The organism is Paenibacillus massiliensis subsp. panacisoli DSM 21345 (assembly GCF_000426545.1).
Taxonomy (GTDB): Bacteria; Bacillota; Bacilli; order Paenibacillales; family Paenibacillaceae; genus Paenibacillus; species Paenibacillus panacisoli.
In genome coordinates this window covers 56,764-77,490 of record NZ_AUFO01000019.1, presented here as the reverse complement: position 1 = coordinate 77,490, position 20,727 = coordinate 56,764, and the positions used below count along the sequence as shown (strand labels likewise).

Here is a 20,727-nt window from a genome sequence, read left to right as displayed (position 1 = left end):
GTAACACATTGATTATGGACTTCCCGATTATCAACAGAATAGGGTGACATGATGAAGGCTAAGAAGTCTGCAGACGCCAGGATGATTTTTGTGTACAGGTATGCTTCCTTGGCGGTTACATCGCTTGCTTATGTATTTGGAGACTCGGGCCACGACGCGAATCACAAATGGCTTTTAATTATTTTGCTATTCATGATCGTCAGTACATTCACGTATATTTATCGCAGGTACCAGAATCATCCCAAGATCATGATGTTCACCATTGCTCTGGAGACCGTTGGAATAATAGCCCTGTTGTTTCCTACGGGGGGAGCGGGAAGCCCCTTCAAATGGTACATCATTAATCCGATGGTGACTGCGGGAATATATTTGTCAACAATTTACAGTTGGATCTTGCTTACATCCTATATCGGAATTCAGCTCACTTTTTGTTATACCTTTTTTAACCAATTGCAGACTCGGTTTTTCCCGGATGTCCTGATTCAGAATATGAATCTCATCCTGGTATTGTCGATTACGATGATGGCGATGCAAATGATCGGCACCATGAAGAGGGAGCTGACACAAGCCAATACCCGGGTACATGAGACGATGGAGCATATCAGATCCATCTATCACATCATGGAGACGGCGAGCCGCAATGAGGCCATGAATATGGGGCAAGTAATCTCGGACTACACGGTGAAGCTGACTGGGCAGCAGAAGGCCTTCTTTTGGCTGGACCATATGGAGGAGGATGCACCTGCGAGCAGTCAGACGGGCTGGAGTGTGGAAGAGGAGGAGGAGCTCTTTGCTGAGATTAATCATCATCGGGAGCAATATCGCTCGGAGCGGGAGCCCTTTTTCAAGACATTGCCAGACTGGGGCGAATTCCTCATGATTACGGTGCCGATGACGACACGCTTCGTGGCCATCATCGGTGTGAAGCTGGAGCCCGAGCAGGAGCTGAGTCGTAGACGCTGGCTGGTGCAGCAGCTGATTTTCCTCGCGGAGCTAAGCGCCGTATTCCTGGAACGTTATGAGTTGGAGCGTATCGAGAGTCAACTGATCATCACGAATGAGCAGAACCGAATTGCCAATGAGATGCATGATAATGTATCCCAGAGTCTGTTCGGCATGGTGTACTCCACACATTCTTTACGTCAGACGTGGCATAAGCTGCCAAGGGCCAAGGTCAACGAGCAGCTGGATCTGTTACAGGAGTCTGCCAATCAGGCAGCACGGGAACTGAAGCTGGCAATACATAGCTTAAGCTCCCGCAAAGGAGGAGCTCCTACCTGGATGGCCTCAGTGAAGAGTCATCTGCATATGCTTTCCCGTCTGAATGAGGTGCAGATTGAGCTGTCTATTACAGGAGATCATCACACGTTGCCTTACCTGTATCAGAAAATGCTGTATCGTGTCATATCCGAGTCAGCAGGTAATGCCATTCGTCATGGATGTGCGAAGCATATTAATGTTAGTCTGGCTATTCATCCACAGCGAGTGAAGCTCGTGATCACGGATGATGGAATTGGATTTGAAGCAGATAAAATTACGGCAGGAGGTGAGGCGCTTCAGCCCGAAGGAGGCCTCGGATTAGGGAATATGGAATATTTAGCAAAATCTATGGGAGGTGAATTTAATGTAACCAGCGGGATCGGGAGCGGGACAGAACTTGTCCTCACGGTTCCGGTACAGCTCAGTTCTTGATGAATGTACAGACACGACAGGGAACGGGATATGCACGGGATGTGTTCACTGGAATGCGGATCATATAACAGATACATAAGATCAGGAGGTCGTTTCATGAAAGTAGTCATTGTAGATGATCATCCTTTGGTGAGAAAAGGGCTCGCTGCTGTAATATCAATGCAGCCTAACGTACACTTTGCGGGAGAGGCCAAGAACCAGCATGAAGCACTCATGGTGCTGGAGGAGACGAACCCTGATCTGGTATTACTGGATTTGAAGCTCGCAGATGAATCCGGTCTGGATATTATTAAGTCCGCCAGAAATCGAGGATTCAACAGCAAATTCATTCTTTTGACGTCCTCAGCAAGTCGGGAGGATTTCCTGAAGGCAGAAGAGGCCTCTGTAGATGGCTATGTGCTGAAGGAGGCTCTGCCAGAGGAGCTAATCTATGCGATTCAACTGGTGAACAAGGGTCGCAAATATTATGATCCGACGATCCTGGAGACGAAGCTTCGTGAGGATGCGGTGAACCTGACAGATGATCTGACGCCGAAGGAAAAGGAAGTTCTCATTGAGCTTGGGATGGGAGCCTGCAATCGTGAAATTGCCCAGCGGCTATTCATCAGTGAGTTCACGGTGAAGAAGCATGTCAGTCAGATCCTCGCCAAGCTCCGATTGTCAGATCGTACACAGGCAGCACTGTATGCGAATGCTATTGGTCTGGCCAAGTATGAGCCAATGAACTAAGCTACACAGCATTCATCGAGTGTGTCTTCTATGCTTTGTTTATTTTTAAATAAAATATAGAATTAAAGTAAAAACACGGAAGCTATTCCGTGTTTTTTTGTTTTGCTAATAAATATGGTACGAAAGTATACCAAAGAGTAGACACAGGTGGCAATCAAATGTCTACCATCGTTACGAATAAAGTGCAGCAAGGGGTCATGTGTGCCCACTGTGGCATTGATAAGATGAGAATATATTAATATGAGCATTTTCATAAATCAGGAGTGCTTCCAAGAGAGACTTATGAATATGCGGATCAGAGCGGAAAGGAGGAGATGTAATGGAGAAAACCATTATGGATTACCTTGTATTGATTCGGAAAAGGTTATGGCTGATTACTGCATTTGTTCTGATCTCATGCCTAACAACGCTGTATGTCAGTCAGAATTTCGTGAAGCCTGTGTATGCTGCTTCCAGCCAGATACTCATTAACAACATCTCGGGCACACCGCAAAGCAACAGCCTGAATGAAGTCAATGCCAGTCTTAACCTGGTGCAGAGCTACAGGGATATTCTTACGTCACCTTCCATTATGAACACTGTAGTCTCTGCTCACCCCGAATTTGGTCTCAATCAGGCGCAGTTGACAGAGAAACTGCAGATCAAATCCTCTGACAAGAGCCAGGTTATCGGGCTTACGGTAGAAGATGAGAGCTATCAGAAGGCAGCAGGTATTGTAAATGCCGTATCGCAGACCTTTGCGCGCTCCGTACCTGAGCTAATGAACCTGAATAATGTGAAGATTCTGAATCTGGCGGATGTTCAGGCTGATCCAGAGCCAGTCAATGGCAGTCCGCTCATGAATATTGCCATTAGCTTTATCGTGTCCTTGATGATTGCACTCGGAACGTTAATTTTCCTGGAGAGCATCAACGGTACGCTCAGATCTGAGAAAGAAGCTGAGGCAGAGCTTGGCATTCCTGTAATTGCAGCCATTCCGGTCATCCGCAAAAAGGATCTGGGCAGCGCCGCTGGCAAATCCAAAGAACGAGTGGGGGAACGAACTTATGCTGCAGTTGAGTGATGCGTTAATTACCGAGACGAACCCGGCTTCGCATGTATCTGAATCCTTTCGTTCACTTAGGACATACATCCGCCAGCAGGTCATCGGCACGAGTGATCTGGGAACAGCTCTTCTGGTAGCCTCGCCTGGTCATGGAGAAGGAAAGACGACATTGCTGGCCAATGTTGCTGTATCCTTCGCCCAGGAAGGACGAAAGGTTGCTATTGTCGATGCAGACCTGCGTCGCCCGGCCATCCATGAAGTGTTCGGTATGGAGAATACCAGTGGATTATCGAGCTATCTACGCAGCTCCACCAGCTCCAAGGACATTATCCGTAAGGTAGACAGCAGCCTGTATGTGATTCTGGCTGAGAACAGCATCTATAATGCGGCAGATATGCTGGGCAGTGCGAAGATGAAGCAACTGATTGATGAGCTACGCGAGGAATATGATCTTATTCTGATTGACTCCCCATCCGCGCTGGATTATACAGATGCTCGCCTGCTGGCGCCGATCACAGACGGGGTGGTGCTGGTCGCCCAGCATTCGCGTACGAAGCGCAGTGATATTCGCAAGACCAAGCAACTCATGGATCAGGCAGGAGCCTCCATTGTAGGCATTGTATTGAACCAAGTGAAATAACTCATGCATAACCAATATCATTCTAGGAGGCCAATGCGATGAAAAAAGTGAAAAAAGCGATTATCCCGGCCGCAGGACTCGGCACACGGTTCTTGCCAGCGACCAAGGCAATGCCTAAGGAAATGCTTCCAATCATCAACAAGCCCACGATTCAGTACATCGTGGAAGAAGCAATTGACTCCGGAATTGAGGACATCATCATTGTCACAGGTAAGGGCAAGCGGGCCATCGAGGACCACTTCGATAACGCCTTTGAACTGGAGTCCAGATTGCTCGAGGACGGCAAGCTGGACATTCTGAAAGAGGTGCAGCGCTCCTCGAAGGTTGAGATTCACTATATTCGCCAGAAAGAACCGAAGGGTCTCGGACATGCTGTATGGTGTGCAAGACGCTTCATTGGCGACGAGCCGTTCGGCGTATTGCTGGGAGATGACATTGTCACAGGCAAGACTCCATGCCTTCGCCAGCTGATGGATCAATATGAAGAGACCCAGAACTCCGTGATCGGGGTGCAAAAGGTGCCTGAGGAATATACACATCGTTATGGAATTATCGAGCCGGATCTTCAGGAAGGACGACTGTACAGAGTGAACAACTTTGTAGAGAAGCCACCGAAGGGTACGGCACCGTCAGACCTTGCGATTATGGGCCGATACGTATTCACACCTAAGATTTTCAAATACCTGGATTTGCAGGAGCGCGGGGCTGGCGGAGAGATTCAGTTGACGGATGCGATCCAAAAGCTTAATCAAAGCGAGCGTGTCTATGCTTATGACTTTGAGGGCACTCGTTATGATGTGGGAGAGCGACTTGGCTATATTCTGACCACCCTGGAATTTGCGATGCAAAGCGGCGATCTCAAATATCCTGTGCTGGATGCCATGGCTGAGTGGCTCGCCAAAGCTGATCATTCCACCACGGTTGGATCATAAGGAGGGAGTCATTGCGATGAGCATGGAAAATCTGCCGGATGACTATGAGGCTGTCGTGCCGGGTAAAACGTTTTACATGCCATATGGAACTAAGAAGGTACAGGATAAGACCTCATATCTGGTGACCAAACGTATTCTGGATATCTTGCTGTCAGGCATAGGACTCATCGTATTGCTACCACTGTTCGTGCTGGTGGGTATTCTCATCAAGCTGGAGGACCCGAAGGGAAGTGTCTTCTTCAAGCAGACGAGGGTAGGCAAGAACGAGAAGCTGTTCAGCATGTTTAAGTTCAGATCGATGGTGTCCAATGCCGAGGAGCTCAAAAAGGATCTGATGGCCATGAATGAGGTCAGTGGGGCCATGTTCAAGATCAAGAATGATCCGCGGATTACACGGATCGGCAGATTCCTTCGCAAGACCAGCATTGATGAAATACCGCAGCTGTGGAACGTATTGCGGGGGGACATGAGCCTGGTGGGGCCCCGTCCGCCTCTACCAAGCGAGGTGGAGGAATACTCCGACTATGACAAGCAGCGCTTGATCGTCACCCCGGGGTGCACGGGCTATTGGCAGGTTAGCGCGCGCAACAGTGTCGGCTTCGAGGAGATGGTGCAGATGGACCTCAAGTACATCCATGTGCGCAACACCTGGCTGGATCTGAAGATCATCTTCAAGACAGGGGTCATCATGCTCTTCTCCAGGGATGCCTACTGATGGACAACAATCAAGGAATTCATAACAGCGTACCTGAGCTGTCCATTATCATATGCACCTATAATCGGGCTGACCTGCTGCAGAAGACGCTGGAGTCATTGCTTGCCCTGAAGGAGCTGGAGCGGGCAGAGGTCATCGTCGTGGACAATCGCTCGACGGACCATACCGCTAGTGTCATCGGGCGGTTCGAGGAGGCACACGGGCATAGGCTGAGCTTTCGCCACCACTATGAATCCGAACAAGGGCTGTCGGCAGCTCGCAATGCAGGTATCCATCTGGCGCAGGCTGACCTTGTAGCCTTTCTGGATGACGATGCCATTCCCTGCGTGGGTTGGATCACAACCATTGTGGACACCTTCCACAGGCACCCGGATATGAGTGCTCTTGGAGGACCGATTGCACCGATCTTCGAGATCGAGCGGCCCTCCTGGCTTAGCGGCCCTCTTGAATTGCCTTACACCATCGTAAATCTGGGCACGGAGGAGCGTGAGTATCCGAAGAACCTGAATCCGTTCGGCGCCAATATGGCTATGCGCACATCGGTATTTGCCACAGGAATGTTCCCGCTCCATCTGGGTCGCAAGGGCAACCTCCTCCTTTCGGGAGAGGAATCGTGGGTATTTGAGAACATTCGCAGGACTGGTGGGCTGGTCCTCTATCATCCCGATATGGCGGTGGATCATTTTGTACCTGCTGAGCGCTTGACGAGAGACTGGATTATGAACAGGTACTATTGCCAAGGTATGTCGTACGCAGCTCAGTGCAGTGGTCCCAAGGATTGGGCCATGCTTATGGCCAAGACGGGAGCTAAGCTGTTGTATATTGCTATGAGCTCCTTGAGAGCACGCAGTGAAGCAGCGAGACTGCTGATTCAATGCAGGATGGAAAGTATATGGGGAACGATGGATACATTTCGGAACCGAAATCGTGAGTCTGCGGCAGGATGAGGTGTTGAACAATGAGTAACTATCCACGGATAGCCAGAATGAATGCCTTTCAACAAGTGACGGTATTCCTGCTGGCTGCGTTGTTTATCGGGGTCGCAGCTACCTATCAGCCCTTCATCAGCATCGCTGCTGTAGTGGTACTGCTGCTGCTGGGAGTCTGCATCACTCACCCTGATCGGATCAGCTATCTCGTATTGCTGAGCACAGCCTTATCTGTGGATTACCTGATTCCCGGCGGCTTGTTCGGATTCGAGGTGCTATCCCTCTACAAGCTGGGCATATTGGCCTTGTTAGCCCCTTGTATGCTGGTCAATGGCATCCGGCTGAAATTCAGCTATCCCATCTGGGCATTGGCAGCCATGCTGGGAATTACTTTCACATTCTCGGTCTGGCTTCCACAGATGAGCGCATCACTGGGAATCAAGGCCTTTATCGGGCTGTCATTGCCCTTCTTTTTTCTCCTAATCAAGTGGAAGAGGGCCGTGGCCGAGAAACACATTCGCATCATCGCGATGCTTCCGGTCATTAGTGTCGGAGTAGGATTGCTGCTGGCTGTGGCTGGTATGCATTCCCTGGCTTCTGTGGAATTCACTGGAGCCATTCGGCTGCAGGGGGCGAACATCCCGCCGCATCTGGCGATGCTGGCTTTTATCGGGATTGGCGTATCCTTGATCGAAATCAAGCGAAGACCGGAGCAAAGCATCTACTTCTACATGACACTGGCTCTTAACTTTATGATTCTGATCGGTACGGGGACTCGTGGACCTATCCTTGCGTTACTGCCGATTCTAGCTGTGTATTTGTACGATATTTCCCGTCAATATTTGCGGGGCAGGCTGAGATATATGTTTCCACTTGGAGGCTCGATCCTAGTTGGGATCGCTGCGGTAGCTCTGCAATGGGACAATTTGATGAAGCGCTCATTCGAGCGACAGACGGATACGGGAATTGATCTGTCGGGCCGCTCAGAGGCGTGGGATTATTTTCTAAGCCGGGTTCAGGACTATCCATGGTCAGGAAGAGGACTTGGCGCGGTGACAATTGCGAACGATGGCACGCTGTTCAATGGCTTCGTCGTACCGCATAACGAATACATCCGCTTTTACTTTGATTCAGGATACATTGGCTGCGGCCTGCTAATGCTCTCGCTGCTGATCGTGTTCGTTCTCATTTATCGATCGCTTGCTAAGCCGATCAAGCCCTATTTCGCAGGTCTGATTACCGGATTTCTGATTTATTCCTTTTCGGACAATACCTTATCAACGGTTCAAATGATTATTCCGTTGTGCTGGTATTTGAATTGCTTGTACCAGACTTCAACGCAAACCGATTTCGCAAAAGAGAAGTGATACGATGAGCAGAGTGAACATGTTCGATGTCAATTTTGATAACTATGACTTTAATGATTTGTTGGATTACATTGATCGGACCATTCAGCAGCAGAACCACTCCTATATTCTGACCTGCAATGTGGACCATGTCATCAAGCTTCGCAAGGACAGGGAGTTCAAGCAGATCTATTCGGAGGCAGGAGCTGTGGTAGCTGATGGAATGCCGATTATCTGGGCCTCCAAGCTGCTGCGCAAGCCGCTGAAGGAGAAGGTATCCGGTTCCGATCTGTTCAGCAAGCTGGGTGAGGCTTTTGAGGAGCGTCAATATCGGCTGTTCTTCATGGGCTCGGCAGATGGAGTGGCTGAGAAGGCCATGCAAAATCTGAAGCAGTCCTATCCACAGATTAATGTAGTGGGCTATTATTCTCCCTCCTATGGCTTTGAGAACAACGAGGAGGAGAACAAGAGGATTATCCACATGCTGAAGGAGAGTCGCCCGGACATTGTCTTCGTCGGTGTCGGCGCTCCGAAGCAAGAGAAATGGATCTATCGGCACTATGAATCCTATCGTGCTCCGGTGTCAATCGGTGTCGGGGCAACCTTCGATTTCCTGTCCGGTTCCATCAAGCGAGCACCTGAGCTGATGCAAAAGACAGGGTTTGAATGGTTTTGGCGCTTATCGCAGGAACCTCGAAGACTATGGAAGAGATATCTGATTGAGGATACTCAATTTCTGCTTCTACTACTCAAAGAAATGCTCAAAACCAATCGGATGAAGAGGGGAAACGCGGAGTAATCCGCCTGTATTCCTGCAGAAAGGAAGCACCTGAATGAGAAATGCCGGACGATTAGCTAACCAGCCGCAGGGATTCAGCCTGTGGAACACACGCGGATTGACCATATTGCTGCTGGGTATGGCGGCCTGTATCCTGCCACTCATGATCGGATATGTCAGCGCCAAGCTGAGTCCTACCATGAGTCAGCAGGCGGCTGCAGTGCTTGCACTGGTCTTTCCGGCATTTGTACTGGCGATGATCCAATCCCGCATGCTCGTTCCCTATACGCTCGTTGTATGGGCCATCGCGCCTGAGATCCGCAGAATCATGGACTGGATGGAGGGCACTTACCATTCGGTATCATTGCTCAGCGTCGCTCCGCTTCTGGCTGGAGCGATGATCATTATTCCAGTACTGCGCAGCATTCATCATGTCGATAAGCCCTTGGCCAGAGCTGTTCTGTATTTCGGGGTAGCTCTCGGCTACGGCAGCCTGATCGGGCTGGCCAAGAACGGGATGGGCTTCGCCTATGATCTGGCGAATTATGTGATCCCATTGCTGCTTCTGCCCTATTTCGCCGTAAGACCATTTTCGCCCAAAGATCTCGACCGATTGCTGTATGCGTATGCGAATATCGCCACACTGGTAGCGGTCTACGGCATAATTCAATACCTAACCGTACCGCCATGGGATGCCTTCTGGATGAATCATGTTGAGATGAATTCGATAGGCATGCCCTATCCGCTCGAAATCCGGGTGTTCTCGACCTTGAACTCTCCGGGACCATGCGCAGCCTTTTTGGCTTTGGCTCTCGTGCCCATGCTGATGGAGAAACGGTGGCGGGGCACGCTGGGATGGATCGGTCTGCTGCTCACGGTAACCGGGTTGCTGATTACGCTGGTGCGCTCTGCCTGGCTGGTCGTATTCGTCATGCTGCTGGTATATATCGTCACATCCGCCTCCAAGGGAAAATGGAAGACGATTCTGCAATTGGTACTTGTCGGCGGAGCCATGTTCTACATTGTGCCGAAGCTGCCTGGAGCAGAGGGGCTCGTGGCCCGGATGGAGACGCTCACGTCGATTCAGGAGGATCACTCCTACAATGAGCGGCTGGACCTCCTGAACACCATGATCCCGGCTGTAATCGGGAACCCGGTTGGTCAGGGCATCGGAAGTGTAGGTACAGGTACGAAGCTGGAGAATGGAGGGGATCTGGGAGAGCACGGGGTTATGGACAACGGCATCATCGCGGTCTTCCTGACCTTCGGCATTGCAGGAGCGCTGTTCTTTTTTGGCGCATTGTTTTTCCTGGCCAAGAAGCTGCTTCAGCGCATTGCCTTGCGCGACAGCTATCAGCCGTATGCCCGTCTAGCATTTGCGGCGTGGGCGGGAGCGGTTGCGAACCTGATATCCGATAACGGCTTCCCGGGAATGCGAGGTTACCTCGTATGGATGCTGATTGGAATAGGGCTGTGGGCCAAAGACGCTTCATCGGAAAGAAGGTAGCAATCGATGCAATATTTACAGGCACTGTCCAGTCCAATTCGAAGCATATTCAGCTTTATTGTCCGCTTTGCCAAAAGCAAGGATAACAGCTCAGCAGCGGTCAAGACGATGTTCTTCAGCATTATGATCCTGATGGTGAACATGCTGACAGGCATACTGACAGCACGTTACCTCGGACCTACGGGGCGTGGAGAACAGACTGCGATGGTGAACTGGTCTCAATTTCTGGCCTTCTGTCTGACCTTCGGTGTGCCTTCAGCACTGATCTATAACGCCAAGAAGAGCCCCAAGGATGCAGGATCACTCTATGGGATCGCACTGCTGCTGGCTATTTTGTTCGGGAGCATAGCCACAACGATCGGAATCTTCGTAGTACCGATCTGGCTGGACGCCTTTGATCCAGGAGTTGTTCTATTCGCACAGATTTCGATGATCTTATGTCCTCTGGTGGCAATCTCGCAGGTCAACAATGCCATGCTTCAGGTGCGGGGTGAATATAAGCAATACAACTTGTTCAGGTACATTACTCCGCTGGCGACCTTGCTCGGCTTAGGCATTCTGATTGTGACGGGCATGATGAACCCCTATACATCGGCGCTTGCTTATTTGCTCCCGGCTGTGCCGGTATATGCGATCGTCACGGTACGGCTGATTCGGACCTATAAGCCGAAGATCAAAAATGGCTGGGCTCATTTCAAGCGTTTGTTCACCTACGGGATGGGTTCCTACGGAAATGATCTGATGGGTCAGGTCTCCCAATACATCGACCAGATTCTGATTGCGGCCCTGCTGAGGCCAGCAGAGCTCGGATTGTATGCAGTAGCTGTGAGCCTAGCGCGAATGGTCAATGTATTTTCGACCTCAATCATTGTCGTTCTCTTCCCGAAGGCATCCAGCCTGGATAAGGATGAGGCGATTGCGATCACCTTCAGAGCTTTTCGGATTACATCCACTGCCACGATTCTGGCGTCTGTGGTACTGATGCTGATTGCTCCATATGTATTCACTTTACTGTACGGACCGGAATTCAAAAGCGCGCTTACCGTATTCCGATTCCTGGTGCTAGAGGTGTCCATCGGCGGGGGAACCATGGTGTTGGCACAGGCATTTATGGCGCTTGGCAAACCAAAACTTGTCACGATACTTCAGGGGGCCGGTCTGGCCATGGTAGTTCCTCTCCTGATTGTGCTGGTTCCAGCTTATGGTCTGACTGGAGCAGGCATAGCGATGCTCATCTCGGTTATCATTCGTTTTTCCATGATTCTGATCAACGTCAAATTTGTACTTAAGACCAAAATTCCAAGACTCATCATTTCCAGACAGGATATTCAGTGGCTCCGGTCTACCCTGTCCACATATATCCGGAGAAAACCGGCTAACGGTTAAGAACAAAAGGAGGCCCCCTGTAATGAACCATATGTCGAGCGTACCTGTAGATAACAGGATATCCGTCGTCATTATCGCGCAGGATGACGAAGTCCGGATTGCCAAAGCGATCCAGTCCTGTGCATCCTTCGCGGACGAGGTAGTCGTGATCGATGGAGGCAGCAAGGATAATACCGCTCAGGTCTCCGAAGCCCTGGGCTGCAGGGTATTCATCAATCCGTGGCCGGGTTATGCCAAGCAGCGTACCTTTGGGATTGAGCGGGCCCAGTACGATTGGATCTTTCTGATCGATACCGATGAGGTTGTGAATCAGGAGCTGGCCCGGGATCTGGTGGAGAAGAAAGCAACCTTGCATGATCCGGCTAAGGCCTACTCCATGTATCGGATCGGAGATTTTCTCGGAAAGTGGATGAACAAAGGCGAGTATCTGGTGCGGCTATTCAATCGCCGAATCTACGGTATTACCAACAGTCTTGTACACGAAATGCCGGATGTAGCAGAGGAACAGACCATTCGGCTGAACGGTGTGCTGTGGCATTACGGATTTCGTAGCATCAGTGATCATGTGATGCGATTCAATAAATACACCGATCTGGAGGCGGAGACAGCCTTCAGCAAGGGCAAGAGCTTCAAGATCATGAATCTGCTGTTCAGACCACCAGCACGCTTTTGTCAGAAGTACTTCGTGCAAGGCTTGTATCGGAAAGGTATTGCAGGGTTCGCTGTAGCGGTGTTCTGGGTCATGTACGAATTTCTGGTCTGCTTCAAGCATTATGAGCTGACCAAGCGCAGCAAGCAGGTCACACTCAAAAATGAGGAGCCGGCGGAGAAGAAGGGAGAGACCACTTATGTCGTTCAATAACCGATTTGGTGACAGCGGGCTGAATATTGTAGCGACTGGACTTAGCTGGCCTTCGCTACAGGCAGGCGGGCTGAATACGTATTTCAAATCCGTATGTGAGCAGCTGTCACTGAGTCATTCCCTGGATGCCTTGATCTGTAATGAGCAAAAGCCCGAGGTTCCCCCGCGAATGAAGATCCATTCGATTGGAAGCAATGGGCAGTCTCTATGGAAGCGGAGAGAGCTGATGCAGAAATATGCAGCAGAGCTGTTCGACAGACAGCCTGTGGACGTACTGTACTCCCACTTTGCTCCCTACAGTGTAGGGCCGGCGGCCGAGGCGCGAAAGAGAGGCATTCCCGTCGTCATGACGTTCCATGGTCCCTGGACCGAGGAGATCAAGCTGGAGGGTCAGGGCTTCAAGCATCTACTTAAGACCACCATGGCTCGCTCCATTGAGATGAAGGCCTATGGACTTGCCGACCGATTTATCGTCCTCAGTGAGACCTTCCGGGATATCCTTCATCGGCAATACAAGGTCCCTTTGCACAAGATTCAGATTATCCCGGGCGGAGCGGATATATCTCGCTTCCATCCAGCTGACGACAAGGCTGAAGTCCGCAAGCGACTTCAGCTTCCACAGGAGGCAACGGTCGTCCTGACCGTGCGCAGACTCGTTAACCGGATGGGGCTTATTCAACTGCTTGAAGCCTGGAGGGCTGTTGCAGAGCGCTACCCGAACCATATTCTCCTGATTGGCGGGCGAGGTCATCTTCAGGCAGAGCTAGAAGCACGAATCGTGGAATATGGGCTGCAGGAGCAGGTAAGGCTGCTTGGTTACATCTCCGATGAGGAGCTGCCCTTGTACCATCAGGCCTCTGATCTGTTCGTGGTGCCGACGCAGGCGCTCGAGGGCTTTGGCTTGATTACGGTAGAAGCGATGGCCTCGGGATTGCCGGTCATGGCAACTCCGGTCGGTGGCAATCGGGAGATTCTGAGCCGCTTCCGGCCCGAGCTGCTATTCGCGGGAACGGATAGTGGAGAGATCCAGGATGGACTACTGAGCAGCCTTGAGCAGCGTGAGACGTGGCCGGATGCCGAGATATGCAGGGCACATGTGCTACAGCATTACACCTGGGAGCGAGTAGCGGAGCAGATCGAGGATGTATTTCGGCAAGTTGTAGATAGAAAGGCGGCGGCAGGATGCTAAGAGTAGCTTACATTGATCATACCGCTCGCTGGAGCGGCGGCGAGGTAGCGTTGTATAACATTTTGACTCACATTGGCAAGGACATTAATCCGCTCGTGATTCTTGCGGAGGAAGGGGACTTGGCCGATCGCCTACGGGAGCGACAGATTGATGTTCGTATTGTGCCGATGGACGAATCTGTGCGCAATCGTGGGCGCAACACGGTGAATCTGGGCGCTCCAGCCGCAGCCTTGAAGCTGCTAGCCTATGGGAATAAGCTGGCACCGCTACTCAAGGATGAGCAGGTGGACTGTGTTCACACCAACTCCCTCAAGTCTGCGCTCTATGGAGCTGTTGCGGCGAAGAAAGCCAAGGTACCCTTGATTTGGCATATTCGGGATCATATCGGTCCACCGTATCTGAAGCCTGTGGTAGCTAAGGCCATTCGGCTGCTGTCGCGTTTTCTACCCAACGGAGTCATCGCCAATTCCAAATCAACCCTGAGTGCACTGGAGCTGCCGGCTGACAAGAAGACCTTGGTCGTCTACTCTGCCTTCGCGAAGGCGATTACGGAACGACAGGGCGCGATCGCAACCAAGAATGAGTTCAACATCGTGTTGGTTGGTCGCCTGGCGCACTGGAAGGGGCAGCACATACTGCTGGAAGCGGCCAGAGCGTTTGCAGAGGATGCACGTGTGAAATTCTGGCTGGCTGGAGATGCCCTGTTCGGTGAGCAGGAGTATAAGCGTGAGCTGGAGCAGACGATTGACCGTTATGGCTTGAAGCAGGTTCAACTGCTAGGTCACGTGGATGACATTCAGGGCCTGATGCAGCGCTGTGATCTGCTGGTGCATACCTCCGTTACACCAGAGCCTTTCGGGCAGGTCATCGTGGAAGGGATGGCCGCCGGTCTGCCAGTCATTGCGTCCAATGAAGGAGGGCCGACAGAGACAGTCGTGCATGGAGAGACAGGGTTGCTGATCCAGCCGGGGGACCCCGCCAAGCTGGAGGAGGCTATTCGCTGGATGCTGGAGCATCCGGAGGAACGGCAGGAGATGGGCCGGAAGGGGATGGAGCGTGTGAAGCGGCATTTTGTAATCGAGAATACCGTCAAAGATATCGTTCATTATTACAAAGGCTTGCTGGCAGGTATATAACAGACTCTCGTGTTTAAAAGGATGGTATTGATGAAAATAGCGATAGCACATGATTATTTGATCCAGATGGGCGGAGCCGAGCGAGTGGTGGAGGTATTCCACAGCATGTACCCGGAGGCTCCCATCTACACGACGGTGTTCAGTGACAGCCGCTTGTCCCATAACTTGAAGGATGCAGATATCAGGGCCTCCTGGCTGCAGAACATTCCGGGAGTGAAGTCCAATTTCAAGAGCGTGCTGCCGCTGTATCCCATTGCCATCCGGGATTTTGACTTCCGAGACTTTGACATTGTATTAAGCTCAAGCAGCGCATTCATGAAGAGCATTCAAGTACCCAAGCATACCTTTCACATTTGCTACTGTCATACTCCTATGCGGTTCGCCTGGGATTACGATACATACATGTCCGGGCAATCCCGATCCAATCTGTTCAAGAGCATGCTCAGGCTGTATATGAACCGTCTCAAGACTTGGGACCAGAAGACTTCGGTGCATGTGGACCAATACGTCGCGAATTCGTCTGTCGTCAAGCATCGAATCCGTTCCTATTATCAGCGGGATGCAGATGTAATCTTTCCCCCGATCAACACTTCGCGCTTCAAGAGCTCGACACGAATCGGGGACTACTATTTGATTGTCTCCAGACTCAATTCCTACAAGCGGATTGATCTGGCGATTGAAGCCTTTAACCGCAACGGAATGAAGCTCTGCATTGTTGGTGAAGGGCCTGACCGCAAGCGTCTGGAGAGCATGGCGAAGCCGAATATTGAATTCCTTGGCAGACTGGAGGATGCCCATGTCACGAAGCTGATGGCAGAATGCAGGGCACTGATTTTTCCAGGGATTGAGGACTTCGGCATTACACCACTTGAGGCAAACGCAGCTGGCAGACCTGTCATTGCGTTTCAGGGAGGCGGTGCACTGGATACCATTGAGCCTTATGTGAATGGCGTATTCTTCCGCAAGCATGAGGTGCAGGATGTCCTGGATGCGGTGCAGGCTGTAGAAAGTCACGACTGGAACATAGATGGCATTATGAAGCATGCGCAAAAGTTCGATGAAAGCACGTTCAAGGAGCAATTCAAGAAGTACGTAGAGCAGGCCTATGTGAACTTTCTAAAAGGAGGATGAGGTTATGAAGCTGGCTGTCATTGGAACGGGTTATGTGGGTCTTGTCTCGGGGGTGTGCTTTGCGCTGAGAGGCAATGAGGTGATCTGTGTCGACTATGATGAGAGCAAGATCGAGAAGCTGAAGCGAGCGGAATCTCCAATCTATGAGCCTGGCATTGAGGAACTGATCGAGCAGAATCTTGCTGAGCAGCGCCTGGAGTTCACGACGGATCTGGAGCGGGCTGTAAGGCGCTCCGATATCGTCATTATTGCGGTAGGTACCCCTTCGCTGCCGAATGGCGAGGCGAATCTGCACTATATTGAACAGGCGGCTGCCGCTGTAGGTCAGGCCATGAATTCACATAAGATCGTGATGACCAAGAGCACCGTACCTGTCGGCACGAATGAGAAGATTCGGGAGGTCATTGCCCGTCACACGGAGCATGCCTTCGATATCGTCTCAGCTCCGGAATTCCTGCGTGAAGGCTCAGCAATCAGTGATACGCTTCAGCCTGACCGCATCATTATCGGGATTGATAATCCATCGCTGCATGAGACCATGGTCAAGCTGCATGAGGTGTTCACGAGCAACATCTATGTAACGGACGTTCGCAGTGCGGAAATGATCAAGTATGCGTCCAATGCCTTTCTGGCGACCAAAATTTCCTTCATTAATGAAATTGCAAACATCTGTGAAAAAGTAGGCGCTGACGTCACCAACGTCGCCGAAGGCATGGGAATGGATAAGCGCATCGGCTCCTCCTTTTTACAGGCAGGGATTGGCTACGGAGGCTCATGCTTTCCGAAGGATACCAATGCATTGATTCAGATTGCGGGCAATGTGGATTATGAGTTCAAGCTATTGAAATCGGTAGTCGAGGTGAACAGCGACCAGCGTTATATGATCATTGCCAAGCTGCGCGAATCCCTCGGGCAGTTACATGGTGTGCCTGTAGGAATCTGGGGACTGTCCTTCAAGCCTAACACGGACGACATCCGTGAATCTCCGGCATTGGAGATTATAGGCACGCTGCTTCAGGAAGGGGCGATTGTGAAGGTGCATGATCCGATTGCCATGGATAAATTCAAGGCGGAGCTGGATCATCCCAGCATTCACTGGTGCGATACACCTGAGGAAGCAGCTACGGGAAGTGATGCCGTCTGCCTGCTGACCGACTGGGAAGTCTACAAGCAGGTGGATCTCCACGGACTGGGAGCGCTGCTGCGCAAGCCAATTCTGATTGACGGTCGCAACGTATTCAGTGAACCTCAGATTGCTGAATCGGGGCTGGAATACTACTCGGTGGGCAGACCCCGCATGGGCGGCTTGAGCGGTCTGTCTCCAAGTGTGGCAGGAGCTGTGTAGAAGGACGAGATAGAGAGAATCCCAATTATCGGAGAAGGAGTGTTGTGCAATGAAATTAGTACTTCTGTCTGGTGGTTCCGGCAAAAGATTATGGCCCCTATCCAATGATTCGCGTTCCAAGCAGTTCCTGAAAGTGCTGCAAAATCCGAATGGTAGCGCTGAATCCATGGTGCAGCGTGTGTGGCGACAGCTGGGTGACATTGGCTTATGCGGCTCGTCCTATATTGCGACAGGACGGGGACAGGTGGAGATGATCCAGAGTCAGATCGGGGAAGAGGTCAAGATTATTGTTGAGCCCGAACGTCGGGATACATTCCCGGCCATTGCTCTGACAGCCACCTATCTGTACTCCATTGCAGGCGTCTCAACAGATACGGTCATCTCGATTCTTCCAGTAGACCCATACGTGGAGGAGAGCTTTTTCCATACAGTGGCCCGACTGGAGGATACATTGACGGAGACGGGAGCTAACCTGGCCCTCATGGGTGTCATTCCAACCTACCCTTCCGAGAAATATGGATACATTATCCCCAAGACGGATACGGAAGCTGGCGAGAGCGGCAGTCTTGCGGTTAGTCACTTTCAAGAGAAGCCGAACCGGGAGCAAGCGGAGCAGCTCATCGAACAGCAAGCCTTGTGGAACTGTGGCGTCTTCGCCTTCCGTCTGGGATATCTGCTCAATATTTTGGAGGACAAAGGGCTTCCGCTGAATTATGAGGAGCTGCAAAAGCAGTATAAGCTGCTCGCGAAGATCAGCTTTGACTATGAGGTCGTGGAGAAGGAGCAGAAGATTGCCGTGCTGCCTTACGACGGGTTCTGGAAGGACCTCGGTACCTGGAATACACTGACGGAGGAAATGACCCAGCAGCAGGTAGGCAGGGGTGTGATAACCGAGGATTCAGTCAATACGAGTCTGATTAATGAGCTGGATATTCCCGTAACTGTAATCGGTGCGAGCGATCTGATCGTAGCCGCCAGTCCAGACGGAATTCTTGTAACGAACAAAGCCGAGAGCCCGCGCATCAAGGAGGTGCTGAAGGCTCATGAGCAGCGTCCGATGTACGAGGAGCGGCGTTGGGGCCATTACCGGGTCGTGGACTATATCAAGTACCCGGAAGGCAATGAGGTGCTCACGAAGCGCATCTTCGTCGAGGCAGGCAAGAATATCAGCTATCAGCTGCATCTGAAGCGCAGTGAGATCTGGACAGTCATCAGCGGTGAAGCCGAGGTCATCCTGAATGAACGTCTGCATCGTGTGAAGGCTGGTGACGTGGTACGTATTCCTGAGGGGACGAAGCACAGTATTCTGGCTGTAACCGATGTGGAGATTATCGAGGTACAGACAGGTTCTGAGCTGGTTGAGGAGGATATTGTGCGCTTCTGCATGGATTGGAATGAAATTTCTTTGCAGCAGTTCATTTCATAAGCAGTTTGTTTCAAAAGCAGTTCATCTCATAGACAGTACTCGAATCACAAAAAGAAAACATTGTCGAATTATTGTCTGTTTCTGAAAAATAATGCCGAAATACGCAAGATAACTGTAATACATGACAAACATCTATAAAAAATTGGCAGGAAAAAGTCGATACAAAGGATGAGAAGGAATTGAAAAACCTTCCAAATTCAAGTGAGCTGCATAGCAGCTCCTTAGCCTGAGGCTACTGCATACACGAAGAGACGGCAGCCAGGCTAGCGAAAGGAAGATTATTCGTGAAAGCTCATCCTTGGGATCGATGGATCAAGAGACTCCTGCCCACAGTTCTCGTAGGTGCTCTAATGACGGTTGGGGTGACGCAGTGGGCCGCTCCGGCTCATGCTGCTGTATCTCTGATTAACCCCGCCGCTTCAGCAGAGGCACGTGAATTATACAGTTATCTACAATCCATTAATGGTCAGAAGATGATAACAGGTCAGCATGATTACCTGGAGACACCCGACGAGTTGAACAACCGACTGAAGAAAATCAGCGGCGAATATGCCGGACTGCACGGCTATGAGCTGGGAGCGATCTCCGGTCAGACGGCCAGTCAAGCCGAAGCGCAGCGCAGCAAGGTGGTGGAGAGCGCCATTCGATGGCACCAAGCTGGTGGAATTGTGGCAATGACCTATCATCAGCCATTGCCTGGCAAGCCCATGACCTGGGCTAACGTACAAGCGAAGCTTAGCCAGAGTCAATTCGATCGCTATGTTACGCCTGGGACCCAGGAATATAGCAAGCTGATTGCAGATCTGGATCAGGTTGCTGTCTCGCTGAAGAAGCTTAGTGACGAGGGGGTTCCCGTCTTGTGGCGGCCCTATCATGAGATGAATGGTAGTTGGTTCTGGTGGGGGAAGAAGAACAATTTTGATGAGCTATGGGACTTGATGTATGACCGTTTTGTCCGTGTGCACAAGCTCGATAATCTAATATGGGTATGGAACCCGAATGCTCCGAATACATGGTCTGACCCGTATGCGACCACCTTTCCTGGTCTGGCCAAGGTAGATGTGCTTGCCGCTGATATCTATGATAACGATTATAAACAGCGTTATTATGAGGATTTGCTGGCATTGGCAGGCAACAAACCTATAGCCATCGGGGAGCATGGGGAGATGCCAAGTGCACGAGTGCTGGAATCCCAGCCGAGATGGACCTACTCCATGACTTGGGGCAAGATGCTGCTGGAGAACAACACAGAGCAGGATATTGTGAATTACATGGAGCATGAGCGTACGTTAACCCGTGACGAGCTTATAGAGGATATGGAGGGGAATAACGAAGCTCCCACTCCGTCATTGCCTCCACAAGATCCAGGCACTTCTGAAGGGAATCCGAGTCTACCAGAGGAGCCCATCGGTTCCCCACCTTCTCCTGCACCAGAGCCTCAGCCAGAGCCAGAACCAGAGTTAATTAATGGCTTATATGGAGAGTATTTTAACAACATGACACTGAGCGGTGATCCTGTGCTTCGTCGATTGGAGGCCAAGCTGGATTACAATTGGCGTACGGCTTCTCCTGATCCTGCTGTACAAGCAGACCGGTTTTCTGCCCGCTGGACAGGGAGAGTAAGCCCACGATTTACAGATGTGTACACGTTTACGACGATATCGGATGATGGAATCCGGGTATGGGTAAATGATCAACTTATTATTGATAGCTGGTTCAAGCAGAGCTGGACAGAACGTAAGGGTAGCATCGCTTTGAACGGAGGCGAGCTCTACGACCTCAAGGTCGAATACTATGATCAAGAAGGCGATGCCATGGCACGTCTCATGTGGGAAAGTCAGCAAGAAGCCAAAGCAGTTATACCTTCTAATGCTTTGTTTCTGCCATTGAATTGAACGCTCTTTCCCGGCCATTAAACCAGTGGAGAAAGTGTGGACGA

18 protein-coding genes are annotated in these 20,727 nt (G+C 51.0%); all 18 read left to right on the top strand.

The window, feature by feature from the left end:
* The first annotated feature begins 81 nt into the window (after positions 1-81).
* The 18 genes from K331_RS0116170 to K331_RS0116085 all read left to right on the top strand — a co-directional run bounded on the left by K331_RS0116170 (position 82) and on the right by K331_RS0116085 (position 20,683).
* On the top strand, positions 82-1,692 hold the full coding sequence (locus tag K331_RS0116170; RefSeq protein WP_226383616.1) for a sensor histidine kinase: 1,611 nt from the start codon (positions 82-84) through the stop codon (positions 1,690-1,692).
* A 96-nt stretch (positions 1,693-1,788) separates the two neighbouring features.
* Positions 1,789-2,421 (top strand): response regulator, encoded by a 633-nt coding sequence (locus tag K331_RS0116165; RefSeq protein WP_018885063.1) that lies wholly within the window; start codon positions 1,789-1,791, stop codon positions 2,419-2,421.
* A 319-nt stretch (positions 2,422-2,740) separates the two neighbouring features.
* A complete protein-coding gene (locus K331_RS0116160; RefSeq protein WP_025680246.1) occupies positions 2,741-3,484 on the top strand; it encodes a YveK family protein in 744 nt (247 codons plus the stop codon).
* Entirely contained in the window at positions 3,468-4,106 is a 639-nt protein-coding gene (locus K331_RS0116155) for a CpsD/CapB family tyrosine-protein kinase (RefSeq protein ID WP_028591094.1), read from the top strand. The genes K331_RS0116160 and K331_RS0116155 overlap by 17 nt, the downstream gene beginning before the upstream one ends.
* A 38-nt stretch (positions 4,107-4,144) precedes the next feature.
* Positions 4,145-5,038: a UTP--glucose-1-phosphate uridylyltransferase GalU gene (galU, locus tag K331_RS0116150; protein WP_018886706.1), complete on the top strand. Its 894-nt coding sequence runs from the start codon at positions 4,145-4,147 to the stop codon at positions 5,036-5,038.
* A gap of 16 nt (positions 5,039-5,054) precedes the next feature.
* Entirely contained in the window at positions 5,055-5,753 is a 699-nt protein-coding gene (locus K331_RS0116145; RefSeq protein ID WP_018886705.1) for a sugar transferase, read from the top strand.
* Positions 5,753-6,700: a glycosyltransferase gene (locus K331_RS0116140; RefSeq protein WP_028591093.1), complete on the top strand. Its 948-nt coding sequence runs from the start codon at positions 5,753-5,755 to the stop codon at positions 6,698-6,700. The genes K331_RS0116145 and K331_RS0116140 overlap by 1 nt, the downstream gene beginning before the upstream one ends.
* A gap of 11 nt (positions 6,701-6,711) precedes the next feature.
* Positions 6,712-8,049 (top strand): O-antigen ligase family protein, encoded by a 1,338-nt coding sequence (locus K331_RS0116135; RefSeq protein ID WP_028591092.1) that lies wholly within the window; start codon positions 6,712-6,714, stop codon positions 8,047-8,049.
* A 4-nt stretch (positions 8,050-8,053) separates the two neighbouring features.
* Entirely contained in the window at positions 8,054-8,827 is a 774-nt protein-coding gene (locus K331_RS0116130) for a WecB/TagA/CpsF family glycosyltransferase (RefSeq protein WP_028591091.1), read from the top strand.
* A gap of 34 nt (positions 8,828-8,861) precedes the next feature.
* Positions 8,862-10,313 carry an O-antigen ligase family protein gene (locus tag K331_RS0116125; RefSeq protein WP_028591090.1) on the top strand — a complete coding sequence of 484 codons (1,452 nt, stop codon included), beginning with the start codon at positions 8,862-8,864 and terminating at the stop codon, positions 10,311-10,313.
* A gap of 6 nt (positions 10,314-10,319) precedes the next feature.
* Positions 10,320-11,699 (top strand): oligosaccharide flippase family protein, encoded by a 1,380-nt coding sequence (locus tag K331_RS0116120; RefSeq protein WP_028591089.1) that lies wholly within the window; start codon positions 10,320-10,322, stop codon positions 11,697-11,699.
* A gap of 22 nt (positions 11,700-11,721) precedes the next feature.
* Entirely contained in the window at positions 11,722-12,561 is an 840-nt protein-coding gene (locus tag K331_RS0116115) for a glycosyltransferase family 2 protein (protein WP_028591088.1), read from the top strand.
* Complete coding sequence (locus K331_RS0116110; RefSeq protein ID WP_028591087.1) at positions 12,548-13,750, top strand: glycosyltransferase family 4 protein; 1,203 nt, start codon at positions 12,548-12,550, stop codon at positions 13,748-13,750. Before K331_RS0116115 ends, K331_RS0116110 begins: the two co-directional genes overlap by 14 nt.
* Positions 13,744-14,886 (top strand): glycosyltransferase family 4 protein, encoded by a 1,143-nt coding sequence (locus tag K331_RS0116105; protein ID WP_028591086.1) that lies wholly within the window; start codon positions 13,744-13,746, stop codon positions 14,884-14,886. Before K331_RS0116110 ends, K331_RS0116105 begins: the two co-directional genes overlap by 7 nt.
* 30 nt (positions 14,887-14,916) lie before the next feature.
* Positions 14,917-16,017: a glycosyltransferase gene (locus tag K331_RS0116100; RefSeq protein WP_028591085.1), complete on the top strand. Its 1,101-nt coding sequence runs from the start codon at positions 14,917-14,919 to the stop codon at positions 16,015-16,017.
* A 4-nt stretch (positions 16,018-16,021) separates the two neighbouring features.
* Positions 16,022-17,362 carry a UDP-glucose dehydrogenase family protein gene (locus tag K331_RS0116095; RefSeq protein WP_028591084.1) on the top strand — a complete coding sequence of 447 codons (1,341 nt, stop codon included), beginning with the start codon at positions 16,022-16,024 and terminating at the stop codon, positions 17,360-17,362.
* A gap of 49 nt (positions 17,363-17,411) precedes the next feature.
* Positions 17,412-18,788 carry a sugar phosphate nucleotidyltransferase gene (locus tag K331_RS0116090; RefSeq protein WP_018886694.1) on the top strand — a complete coding sequence of 459 codons (1,377 nt, stop codon included), beginning with the start codon at positions 17,412-17,414 and terminating at the stop codon, positions 18,786-18,788.
* Positions 18,789-19,138: 350 nt separating this feature from the next.
* The gene (locus K331_RS0116085) at positions 19,139-20,683 is read left to right on the top strand and encodes a glycosyl hydrolase (RefSeq protein WP_404821500.1); all 1,545 of its coding nucleotides are present in this window, start codon (positions 19,139-19,141) and stop codon (positions 20,681-20,683) included.
* Positions 20,684-20,727 lie beyond the last annotated feature (44 nt).